At 69.6% G+C, this 10347-nt stretch carries 11 protein-coding genes and 1 rRNA gene; 3 read left to right on the top strand and 9 right to left on the bottom strand.

From position 1 onward, the window contains the following. Both MKK65_RS16115 and MKK65_RS16110 read right to left on the bottom strand, forming a co-directional pair. Nucleotides 1-195 (bottom strand): 16S ribosomal RNA (locus tag MKK65_RS16115); the annotation flags it as partial. 622 nt (nt 196-817) lie between these two features. Then, nucleotides 818-1339 (bottom strand): DUF2244 domain-containing protein, encoded by a 522-nt coding sequence (locus MKK65_RS16110; protein ID WP_058193021.1) that lies wholly within the window; start codon nt 1337-1339, stop codon nt 818-820. Nucleotides 1340-1359: 20 nt separating this feature from the next. On the opposite strand from MKK65_RS16110, the gene nth reads away from it, so the two are divergent. Continuing rightward, nucleotides 1360-2151 (top strand): endonuclease III, encoded by a 792-nt coding sequence (gene nth / locus MKK65_RS16105; protein ID WP_243958866.1) that lies wholly within the window; start codon nt 1360-1362, stop codon nt 2149-2151. Between the two features lie 210 nt (nt 2152-2361). Then, entirely contained in the window at nt 2362-3156 is a 795-nt protein-coding gene (gene purC, locus MKK65_RS16100; RefSeq protein ID WP_082643291.1) for a phosphoribosylaminoimidazolesuccinocarboxamide synthase, read from the top strand. A 6-nt stretch (nt 3157-3162) separates the two neighbouring features. Here the strand turns inward: purC and MKK65_RS16095 are convergent, their stop codons facing one another. The 4 genes from MKK65_RS16095 to MKK65_RS16080 form a co-directional block, all read right to left on the bottom strand. Continuing rightward, nucleotides 3163-4755, bottom strand: a complete 1593-nt coding sequence (locus tag MKK65_RS16095) for a glycosyltransferase family 2 protein (protein WP_243958889.1) — start codon at nt 4753-4755, stop codon at nt 3163-3165. A 40-nt stretch (nt 4756-4795) separates the two neighbouring features. Then, entirely contained in the window at nt 4796-6676 is a 1881-nt protein-coding gene (locus tag MKK65_RS16090) for a glycosyltransferase family 2 protein (RefSeq protein WP_243958864.1), read from the bottom strand. A 154-nt stretch (nt 6677-6830) separates the two neighbouring features. Further along, entirely contained in the window at nt 6831-7463 is a 633-nt protein-coding gene (locus MKK65_RS16085) for a hypothetical protein (protein WP_243958862.1), read from the bottom strand. A gap of 23 nt (nt 7464-7486) precedes the next feature. After that, nucleotides 7487-7993: an invasion associated locus B family protein gene (locus tag MKK65_RS16080; protein WP_243958860.1), complete on the bottom strand. Its 507-nt coding sequence runs from the start codon at nt 7991-7993 to the stop codon at nt 7487-7489. Between the two features lie 224 nt (nt 7994-8217). Here MKK65_RS16080 and MKK65_RS16075 point away from each other — a divergent pair, with 224 nt between their 5' ends. Further along, on the top strand, nt 8218-8592 hold the full coding sequence (locus tag MKK65_RS16075) for a hypothetical protein (RefSeq protein WP_058193025.1): 375 nt from the start codon (nt 8218-8220) through the stop codon (nt 8590-8592). A gap of 25 nt (nt 8593-8617) precedes the next feature. Here the strand turns inward: MKK65_RS16075 and MKK65_RS16070 are convergent, their stop codons facing one another. From MKK65_RS16070 to MKK65_RS16060, 3 genes are all read right to left on the bottom strand, one after another. Then, on the bottom strand, nt 8618-9364 hold the full coding sequence (locus MKK65_RS16070) for a M48 family metallopeptidase (RefSeq protein WP_243958858.1): 747 nt from the start codon (nt 9362-9364) through the stop codon (nt 8618-8620). Nucleotides 9365-9459: 95 nt separating this feature from the next. Further along, nucleotides 9460-10002 (bottom strand): prepilin peptidase, encoded by a 543-nt coding sequence (locus tag MKK65_RS16065; RefSeq protein ID WP_243958856.1) that lies wholly within the window; start codon nt 10000-10002, stop codon nt 9460-9462. Between the two features lie 147 nt (nt 10003-10149). After that, the gene (locus tag MKK65_RS16060; RefSeq protein WP_243958854.1) at nt 10150-10314 is read right to left on the bottom strand and encodes a Flp family type IVb pilin; all 165 of its coding nucleotides are present in this window, start codon (nt 10312-10314) and stop codon (nt 10150-10152) included. Nucleotides 10315-10347 lie beyond the last annotated feature (33 nt).

Genomic DNA, 10347 nt, shown 5'->3' with positions numbered 1-10347 from the left:
CGGCAGCAAGCCTTTCCCCAAAAGGGCGTATCCGGTATTAGCTCAAGTTTCCCTGAGTTATTCCGAACCAGAGGGCACGTTCCCACGCGTTACTCACCCGTCCGCCGCTGACACCCCGAAAGGTGCCCGCTCGACTTGCATGTGTTAAGCCTGCCGCCAGCGTTCGCTCTGAGCCAGGATCAAACTCTCACGTTGAAGAGATTGATCTGGCCGATCACGTAATTCTCAGACGGAGCCTCACAATCGATCCCGCAGCGCTTCACAGCGCGACGAAATCGGTGAGCTCAAAAAGAGATCCGACGATCGGCACTAGTCTCTCACTTGTCGAAGCCGAAGCTCCGACCGCAAGGACAAACGCCGTCCGCGTCTCCCTTCCTCAAATCCAACAATGTCAAAGACCCAGGCGAACCGGTGACCCGACCGCCATCGACAGAACGACGATCCGGGCCAAAACCCCGATCACCCGCTTGCCCGACTGGGAGAACCGTGATACCGGCCAGACCATCCGGTCGGCCGCCTCCGCGGTGGAGGGCGTCTAGAGCCCGCCGATCCCCCTGTCAACCCCGCCGCCGAACCCGCCGAAGCGAACCCGACCCCGAAGCTAGCATCGGACAAAAACAGACTATCGCCCGGCAAACCCGCCGGCCAATCGCCGATCCTGTCAGAAGATGCCTCAGCGCCCGGTCCACTTCCGCGGCCGGCGCCGATGAACAGGGGTATACGCAGGCGTCCCGGGCCCGTCAACCGGGTTTGTGCGCTGCGATCGTTTTTTCTCTCGCAACCGCATGACGGGCCTACGACAGCCCCCCTAACGCGCTCAGTAGCCCTTCTTGACCTGAGCCAGAGCCTGCCCGAGCCCGTGGGCGATCCGGGCGCGCTCATCCGGATCGGCATCGCGCGCGACGAGCGCCTGCTGGCGCCGGGAGACCAGGGTGACGCGCTGCAGGCCGTACTCGTCGTCCTCCACGGTCACGATCTTGGTCCAGAGCGGGTTGAACCGCCATTCGTGCCGCACGCCCTTATGGCTGACCCGGGCGAGCAGGATCTCGAGCTGGGAGATCATCACCTCCTCGAAGGACCGCCCGCGCCGGAAGCTGACCTTCAGGGCCGCGTAGATCGCCAGCATATCGAGGCCGAAGAAACCGGCGACCGGCCAGAACCCCATTCGCCAAGCCCAGACCGAGACGGTGAGCGAGACCAGGCAGCACCCGGTCATCACGACGCGAAAGCCGAGGCGGCTCAGGGATTGATGCGGCCGGATGGTGGCCGAGAAGACCGGCCGGTCGATCGTATCCGGGTCGAGCCCGTAGGGATGGACAGAAGGATTGCCGCTCGCCATGCGATCCATATAACGCGCGGATGCCCGCCAGAAAGACTCCGCCTCCGGTAAAGAGCGTGCCTCGACCGCGTGCCGCAGGCGGCGCCGTCGGATCCGTGAAAGGCGTGGCCTCCGGACGGCTCGGCGGCAGGATCGCACCGCCCTCGACCGCCCCTGTCGAGACCGCGCCCGAGGCCGTGGATGCGGGGACACTCACCGAGATCTTCCGGCGCTTCCACGCGGCCGAGCCCGAGCCGAAGGGCGAGTTGCACTATGTGAACCCGTTCACCCTTCTCGTCGCCGTGGTCCTGTCGGCCCAGGCGACCGATCGCGGCGTCAACCTCGCCACCGGCCCGCTCTTCGCGGTCGCCGACACCCCGGAGACGATGCTGGCGCTCGGCGAGGAGAAGGTCCGCAGCTACATCCGGACGATCGGGCTGTTCAACACCAAGGCCAAGAACGTCATCGCGCTCTCGCGCATCCTGGTCGAGCAGCACGGCGGTGCGGTGCCGGCGAGCCTGGAGGCGCTCCAGGTGCTACCCGGAGTGGGCGCGAAGACGGCCAGCGTCGTATTGAACATCGCCTTCCAGGTGCCGCGGATCGCGGTCGATACCCATATCTTCCGGGTCTCGAATCGGATCCCTCTGTTCGTCGGGTCCACCACCGACAAGGTTCAGGCGGGCCTGGAGACGATCGTGCCGGAGCCCTACCGCCTGCACGCCCATCACTGGCTGATCCTGCACGGGCGCTACACCTGCAAGGCGCGCAAGCCCGAATGCCCCCGCTGCCTGATCGCGGATCTCTGCCGATACCCGGCGAAGACCGCCGCGTGATCGGGTGAGGCGTCGGGCCCGAAGGCACGTCCGGAGCCGCGCCCGCAATCCCGCCCTGCGGGCTAACGCGTTGTGCTGGAAGCCCGGTTCGGCTAGTTTCAGGGGCAGTAGCCGGGCCCTCGGGCAGAGGCCGTCCGGTTGCCCGACCTTCGCATCCGGTCGCCGCGCCGCGGATTCCTCACACTCGTCGCGCATCAGGAGCCTCGGCCCATGGACTTCCTCAAACCACGGTACACGCCTATGAACCGCCGCCGTCGCATCTACGAGGGCAAGGCGAAGGTCCTCTACGAGGGGCCCGAGCCCGGGACGCTCATCCAGCACTTCAAGGATGACGCCACGGCCTTCAACGCGAAGAAGCACGAGATCATCGACGGCAAGGGCGTGCTGAACAACCGGATCTCGGAATTCGTGTTCCAGCACCTCAACGATATCGGCGTGCCGACGCACTTCATCCGCCGGCTGAACATGCGCGAGCAGCTGATCCGGGAGGTCGAGATCATCCCGCTCGAGGTGGTGGTGCGCAACGTCGCGGCGGGCTCGCTGGCGACGCGGCTGGGCCTGGAGGAAGGCACCCAGCTGCCGCGCTCGATCATCGAGTTCTACTACAAGAACGATGCGCTCAACGATCCGATGGTGTCGGAAGAGCACATCACGGCGTTCGGCTGGGCGACGCCCCAGGAGATCGACGACATCATGGCGCTGGCGATCCGCGTCAACGACTTCCTGTCGGGCCTCTTCCTGGGCGTCGGCATCCGGCTCGTGGACTTCAAGATCGAGACCGGCCGCCTGTGGGAAGGCGATATGATGCGCATCGTCGTGGCCGACGAGATCTCCCCGGATTCGTGCCGGCTGTGGGACATCAAGTCCTCGGACAAGCTCGACAAGGACCGGTTCCGCAAGGATCTCGGCGGCCTGATCGAGGCCTACACGGAAGTCGCCAAGCGGCTCGGGATCATGTCGGAGAACGAGAAGGTTCAGACCGGCGGCCCGCGCCTGGTCCAGTAGGACCGCTCAGGCGGGCGTCCGGCGCACCATCGCCGGTCCTTCCGCTTCCCAAAGACCCGCGCGCAGACGTGCGTGGGTCGAGAGGTTCGGGTCGAAGCCCGGGTGATAATGGGGGTCCTGCGCCAGCAGCGGCCCCCATCGCTTTTTGAGCGCCGCGATCTCGCGCTCGTGGCGGGCGCGGGCCTCCGGCGTCCAGCGGCGGCTCGCCGATTCGCGATGGTGCAGCACGGCCCCCGGCACCAGCAGCGTGCGGTGGCCAGCCGCGTTCAGACGCAGGCACAGGTCGACATCGTTGAAATCGACCGCGAAGACGGCATCGTCGAAACCGCCGACCGACTGGAATTTCTTGGCCTCCACCATCAGGCAGGCGGCGGTGACCGCCGAGACCGCATGGGTGGCGCGCAGGCCCGCCAGGTAGCCCGGCGCATCCGCGGGGAAATGGCGGTGCGCATGGGTGACCAAGCCGCCGGTGCCGAGCACGATGCCGCCGTGCTGGATCCGCCCCTCGCCATCGAGGAGCTTCGCGCCGACCGCGCCGATCTCCGGGCGCAAAGCCTCCCGGGCCATCCGGGCCAGCCAGTCGGGCCGGAACGCCTCGACGTCGTTGTTGACGAAGACCAGCAGCGCCCCGCGGGCGCGGGCGGCGGCGGCGTTGTTCATGGCGGCGAAATTGAACGGCCCGGGACAGGGCACGACGCCCCCCCTCCCCTCTCGCTCCAGGGTCTTGAGGAAGGCCAGCGTCTCCGGCTCACGGCTGTCGTTATCGCAGACCAGGATCTCGAGGTTCGGCCAATCGGTGCTGGCGGCGAGGCTGTCGAGACAGGGGCGGAGCAGGTCGAGGCGATCGCGGGTCGGCACGATCACGCTCACCAGCGGCCGCGGATCGGGCAACGGGTGCTCGACCTGCAGCAAGCCGCCCTCGCCCGCCATGATGCGGCTTCCAGCCCGGCCTGTCCGGTCGAGATGGCGGCGCAAGGCGTCGCGATGGCGGTTGCGCCCCCCCTCCCCTGCCGACGACACAGGGTCGACCGGATCGCCACGCCGGATCGTCAGGATCTCGGGGAGGTGGCCGATCGCGTGGGCGCCGTGGCGCTCGGCGATCTGGAACGCGGCGTCGGCGGGGCCGCTCGGCTGGGTTTCCAGAGCCAGGGCTCCCGGCCGGCAGGCCAGCAGGGGCGCGAGGTAATCGACCGCCGCCAGCAGCTCGGGATCGAAGGCCGGCGGCAGCAAGGGCCGGACCGGACCGCGCGGATGGTCCTGGATCAGCGCGTCGCCGTAGATGGCCTGAAGTTCGGGATCGGCCGCGAAGGCGTCGGCGATGCGGGCGGCCGCGCCGGCGACGAGAAGACCGTCACCGAACAGCCGGAAGCCGTCGCCCGGCCGGGCCGGCGCGGTCGGGAATCGGTCGAGGATTTTTGGCGGCAGAGCGAGCCGGTGGTCGATGCCGATCAGGGCCGCCAGCTTCTGGCGAGATCGGAGGCGTTTCCCCTGGAGCCGCGCCGCCAGGATCTCGACCGTCGCCCGGGGTCGGCCCAGCAGCGCACGCAGCACGCCCGGCAGCGCGTGCCGGGGGCGATGCGGGATCCCAAGTTGCAGCATCTGCGCGAGGCCCGCCACAGGCTCCGTCATCGGCGTCGCGTCATTCGAGATCCTCGCCGAAGGTCGTGAGCGACAGGGCGGGATGGTAGTACGGATCGTGGCGGATCACATCGCGCCAGCGCTCGGAGAACCGGGCGGCCTCTTGCTCGAAGCGGGCGCGCTTGGCGCCGACCGAGGGGCCCCGGCTGACGGATTCGAGATGGGCCAGCGTCGCGGTGGGAGTCCAGACCGTTTTCCAGCCGGTCGCGCCCAGGCGCAGGCAGAAATCGACGTCGTTGAAATCCACCGGGAAGGCCTCGGCATCGAAGCCGCCGACCGCGAGATACTTGTCCCGGGCGACGGCGAGGCAGGCGGCGGTCACGGCCGAGACCTCGTGGGCCACGCGCAGGCGGCCGAGATGGCCGGGCGTGTCACCGGGGCGGCGGCGCAGGATATGGCCAGCCCGTCCGCCGAGGCCGACCACGACCCCGGCATGCTGCAGGGTGCCGTTCGCGTAGAGGAGCTTTGCGCCCACCGCGCCGACCTCCGGCCGGCTTGCCTGGCGGACCATGGCGTCGAGCCAGGCGGGCTCCAGCACCGCCACGTCGTTGTTGAGCAGCACCACCACCGTGCCCGTGGCCGCGGCGACGCCGTCATTGACCATCGCGGCGAAGTTGAACGGACGCGGATCGATCAGGATGCGGACCCGCGGGTCCCGGCGCAGCGCTTCGTAATGCGCCAGCACGGCCGGATCGGTGGAGCCGTTATCGACGATGATTAGCTCGAGATCCGGGTAGTCAGTCTCGTGCAGCACGCCCCGGCAGACCCGCGTGATCAGGTCGAGGCGGTCCCGCGACGGGATCACGATGCTGGCCTTCGGGGCGGGATGCGGCAGCGTCCAGTCCAACTGGACGGCGCCGTTGCGGAGCGTCGCCCCGATCGGGGCCGCCGAAGCCTTGAGGCGCGCGTCGAGCGCCTGCGCCCGGGCTGGTGGGTCGAGACAGTCGCCGGTGGTGCGGGCGAGGACGCGCGCGACATGGGCGCCGCGTGCACCGGCCAAAATCGCGGCGGTCTCGATCGCCAGGATCGCCTCGGCCATCGGCCCGACCGGCTCGGCAGGCAGCCGCGCGAGCAGGGCACGGGAGAACAGCGCGGCGCGGCCGACATAGCCGGTCGCCAGCGCGAGATCCGGGCTCCAGTCCGGCTTGAGCCGGGGCCGGTCGTCTGGGCCGAGCGCGTCGCCATAGACCAGATCCGCCTCCGCCAGGGCTGGGGCCAGCAACGCCAGCGCGTCGGGAGCCGGAATGTCGCCGGCCCGGAGCAGGCACAGGGCGTGGGCCTCGGCGATCAGCGCGGCGGGAGGCGCCTGACCATCCCAGCGCCGGTGCTCGGCACGGCGATCCGGCAATGCGGGGAGCGCATCGGCCCAGGCGACCGCGATGGTCCGGGCAGAATGGCCCTGCGCGTCGAGGGCATCGAGCGTCGCGGCGAGCAGGGCTTCCTCGCCGGATCGGGCGAGGACGAGGCAGCGGATCCGCAGATCGCTCGGGACGATCCGGATCGGGCGATTCCGCGATGCCGCCCAGGATCGGTAGTGGCGCAGGGGCGTCACCGCGCAGGCGCCGCGCAGGGTATCGCGGTAGCGCCGCTCGGATCCGCGGGCGCGTTCGTAGAGAGCCGCGACGCAGCGCCAGGGCCGGCGCAGCAGGCATTGGACCAGCACCGAAACCTCCCGCCGGGCCCCAACCCGCTCCAGCACGAAGCCGGGGCCGGCCGACAGGCGGATCTCCCGGGCATCCGGGGGGATCAGGCCGAGCCAGTGGGCGGACCCGTGGGACGCGCCCGGGAGGATGAAATCCTGCGGGGTGCCGTCGGCTCCGCGCAGGATCCGCAGGATCGGCCGGCGCGGCGGCACATGGGGATCGCCGGCATAGCTCAGCACGAGCCAGCCGACCGGGTGGTCGGGCAGGACGAGGCGGCGATCGAAAACGGGATCGTCGGTCGGCTCGAGGCGGAACCGCGTCGCGCGGCCGAGCCAGGCTGCGTGTCCGGCTGTTCCCGTCAGCGGAGTCGGATCGACGAGACGCGCCGCGGTATCACTGGGCAGCGTCGCCTCCGCTGGCGGGCTCAGCGGCCACCGCCGGCTTCCTGCGCCGCGCCTTCTGGGCGGCCTTCCCGCCGGCGCCCTTGCCGCTGCCGACACCGACGGTGATGTCATAATCCTCGGCGACAGCCGCGGGCACCGTCAGCGCCTCGGCGACGATGGTGGTGAAGCCCTGCGCTTCCCCGGGGGCGACCACCACGGTGGAATGCTCGACACGGCTCGCGACCACCTTGCCCTCGTGGAGGATCTGGATCGTCACCGGCACATCGAACCGGCCGGGGGCGCCCTTCGGCCCGAGCAGGACATTCGCCTCGACACCGACCTTCACGGTCACCGAACCGTCCTGGCGGCGGGCGCATTCCCGGGCCAGCCGGCCGACCGAGAACTGGGTGCGCACGGCGCTCCCGGCGAGGACGCGGTACGCCGCGCCGTTCTCGGCCACCTCGACCGGCGGGCAATAGGGCGGATCGAGGCTCTGGTTCTGCGACGGCGGCACCGTCGTGCCGCCAAACTTGAACAGGTTGGAGAGGACGTTGCCCTCCTCCGCGCGCGCCGGCCCGGCCGACAGCGACCCGGCGAGGATCAGGCCACACAGGCCCCGGACCAAGTCACGACCTCCGATCATCGCACGGCTCCCGAGCGGCATCGTCATTTCAAGCTGTCGAACCCGGCCGCGAAGCCTTTCATCGAGAGCGGAATGCCGACGCCCTCCTCGGGTGTCTGGAACACGATGAAGGTCGCCTGCGTGCCGCCCTTGAACTGGCGGATCAAACCGTCATCCATCACCACCTCGGCCACGCAACCGGTGGTGAGGCAGCGCACGAAGCCGGCCCGGCCGACATCGGTCTGGTCGATCTTCAGGCCGAGGCCGGAGGGGAGGAGCACGCCCAGCGGCGCCACCACGCGCAGCAGATAGCCGCGGTTGTCGGCGGTCTTCAGGACGATCACCACGAGGGTGAGGTTTGGGCGGTCCTCCGCGGCCAAGTACTGCACCAGCGCGCATTGCTCGGCCTTGGCGCCGGCCGGCGTCTCGCAGCGCAGCTGCCAGTCGTCGAAGGTCTTGCGCACCATGCCTTGGGCGGCAGCCGGCCCCGCTGAGGCGAGCCCCAGTGCGGTGAGGGCGAGGGACACCGGCAGCGCGACGCGCCGGACCACGCGCCGAAAACGATCGAGCCTCGCGTGAAGCGGCACCACCGAACCCTTCGGAACGCCACCGCCGAGGACCGGCAGGGCCGTAAAATCGGGGGTGTTCCGACCATGGCCGGCCCTGCGCTGTCAAGCGATGCCGGCTCCGGTGTTGCGCCTGGACGCTACCCGGGGGTTGCAGAACGGCCTAAATGAAGGGAGCTTTTCCTCCAGCGCAGGATCCCGAAGCTGTGATGCGCCTGTCCGCCCTCTCGGCCGCCTGCTTGATGGCCACCCTCGCGCAGGCCGGGGCGCAGTCGCTTCCGGTCGGCGAGACCACGTATGTGGAACACTCCCTCAACCACTCCGATACGCTGATCGTCGAGCACCCGCCGGTGGCCGTGAATCCGTATGGCGGACGCAACGGCCAGGCTGCGATCGCCGGCTATTGCCGGGAGGGCGGTCTCGTCCGCCGCCGTGACGCCTTCGGAAATCCGGTGATCATCCGCCAGCGCGAGGTCTGCGACAGCGTGGCCCCCCGCACGTTGGAGCCCGGCCAAGTCGATCCCCGGCCGGTCTGGCCGGGCGAGGCCGTGACGCGCCAGAAGGTGTTGCGCGCCAAGGGTTGAGCGGGACGGGCCGAACCCTGCCCGGTCAGCCGTAGCGGTGCAGGCTGGTGCCGTTGCGCTTCAGCCACGCCTCGGCCACGTCGACATGCGGGCAGAGACCGTGCAGCAGCGCCCAGTACCGGGCCGAGTGGTTCATCTCGCGCAGATGCGCCATCTCGTGGGCGACGAGGTAATCGAGCACCATCGGGGGCGCCAGGATCAGGCGCCATGAGAAATTCAGCTCGCCCCGCGCCGTGCAGGAGCCCCACCGGCTGCGGGTATCCCGCAGGGTGATGCGCAAAGGCCGCTGGCCCAGCAGCGGCGCATAGCGCTCCACAGCCTCCGCGAGATCCCGCCGCGCCTCGCGGGTGAGGTAGTCCCGGATCCGGCGCGGGACATGCGCGGTCTCGCAGGACACCGAGATGACCGGCTTCTCCTGTCCCTCCCCCACCCCGGCCTCCACGCGCACCGCGCCACTGCGCGTGTCGCGCAGATGCACGCGGTGCGGCTCGCCGCGCAGCGGCAGGATCGCGTCGGGCGCGAACAGGATGCGCTCGGGTACGCGGGCCAAGCGCGCCGCGATCCAGCCGGCGTGACTCGCGGCGAAGCGCTGGGCGGTGTTCACCGCGGTGCGGCTCGGCAACGTGATCACGACCTCGCCGGTGGCGGCCGAGACCCGCAGGGTGATCCGGCGCGCAGTGGGGCGACGGCGCAGCGCGATCTGGAGGCTGGCTCCCTCGTGCTGGACCTCAAGGTGGTCGGGATCGGGACGACGCAGCAGCGCGAACGACATGGTCTCGTTCTAGCCGGCCCGGAACCGGCGCTCCAGATCTTGACCGCGGGAATCGTGGCCGTTCCGGCATGCCGGCATCGCGACGCGCGGCCGCGTCAGCCGGCGAGCGCCCGGGCCCAGACCTCGGTCTCGGGCATCACAAGCAGGGCCGCCGCGGCCAGGGCGATCCCGTAGGGGATACCGGTCTTGGCGTCATGAAGATGCAGCGCAAAAGGCAGGCGCGCCACGCGCTGCGGCAGCGGATAGGAGCGGGCCGCCAGGATCGCCAGGGTCAGCGCCCCACCGAAGATCGACGCCACAAGAAGGTAATCGCCCAGCCCGTCGAAGCCGAGCCACAGCGCCGTGGCGGCAGCCAGCTTGGCATCGCCACCGCCGATCACCCCGAAGGCGAACAGCGTGAAGGTGACGGCCAGGACGACGGCTCCGGCGCCGAGGTGAAACCCGATCTCGGACCAGCTCATCGGGCCGGTCACGGCGAGCAGGGTGAATCCCACGACGAGGGCCAACGAGATCCGGTTCGGGATCAGCATCGTCAGCAGGTCGCTCGCCGCCGCGTAAGCCATCAGGAATGGGAACAGCACCAACAGGCCAAAACCCGCCGTGCCGAGGCTTGCAATCGCCGATCCTGCGCCAACCATCTCGGGACCAACCCTATCCATGCTCGACGGGGAAGCGGCTCGGGATCGAGGCCGCTGCCGAGCGGTGGATCCGGCCGGCCGAGACCCCATCGCGGGAGCGATGGAGCCTCGAACCTGCCGCAGATCCTGACCGCTTCGAGAACCCGATCAGTTCAGGTTACCGGCGATCGCGCTGAACTTGGCGGTGAGCGAGGTGCCGACGGTCCGCAGGGCGCCGATGATGACGACGGCGATCAGGGCGGCGATCATGCCGTACTCGATCGCGGTGGCGCCGGACTCGTCCGAGGCGAAGCGCGAGAACAGGGTCTTCATAAGAGGCGATCCTTCGATCAAGAACTGGTAGCG

This window comes from Methylobacterium sp. J-001, from assembly GCF_022829565.1.
Taxonomy (GTDB): Bacteria; Pseudomonadota; Alphaproteobacteria; order Rhizobiales; family Beijerinckiaceae; genus Methylobacterium.
Note: the sequence above shows the minus strand (reverse complement) of the source record. Positions and strands in the feature narration are given on the sequence as shown.

Coding starts and splice junctions, on each gene's coding strand:
- purC (WP_082643291.1), top strand. CDS start 2,362: ATGGACTTCCTCAAACCACGGTACACGCCTATGAACCGCCGCCGTCGC.
- MKK65_RS16085 (WP_243958862.1), bottom strand. CDS start 7,463: ATGATCGGAGGTCGTGACTTGGTCCGGGGCCTGTGTGGCCTGATCCTC.
- nth (WP_243958866.1), top strand. CDS start 1,360: ATGCCCGCCAGAAAGACTCCGCCTCCGGTAAAGAGCGTGCCTCGACCG.
- MKK65_RS16060 (WP_243958854.1), bottom strand. CDS start 10,314: ATGAAGACCCTGTTCTCGCGCTTCGCCTCGGACGAGTCCGGCGCCACC.
- MKK65_RS16065 (WP_243958856.1), bottom strand. CDS start 10,002: ATGGTTGGCGCAGGATCGGCGATTGCAAGCCTCGGCACGGCGGGTTTT.
- MKK65_RS16075 (WP_058193025.1), top strand. CDS start 8,218: ATGCGCCTGTCCGCCCTCTCGGCCGCCTGCTTGATGGCCACCCTCGCG.
- MKK65_RS16095 (WP_243958889.1), bottom strand. CDS start 4,755: ATGCTGCAACTTGGGATCCCGCATCGCCCCCGGCACGCGCTGCCGGGC.
- MKK65_RS16070 (WP_243958858.1), bottom strand. CDS start 9,364: ATGTCGTTCGCGCTGCTGCGTCGTCCCGATCCCGACCACCTTGAGGTC.
- MKK65_RS16110 (WP_058193021.1), bottom strand. CDS start 1,339: ATGGCGAGCGGCAATCCTTCTGTCCATCCCTACGGGCTCGACCCGGAT.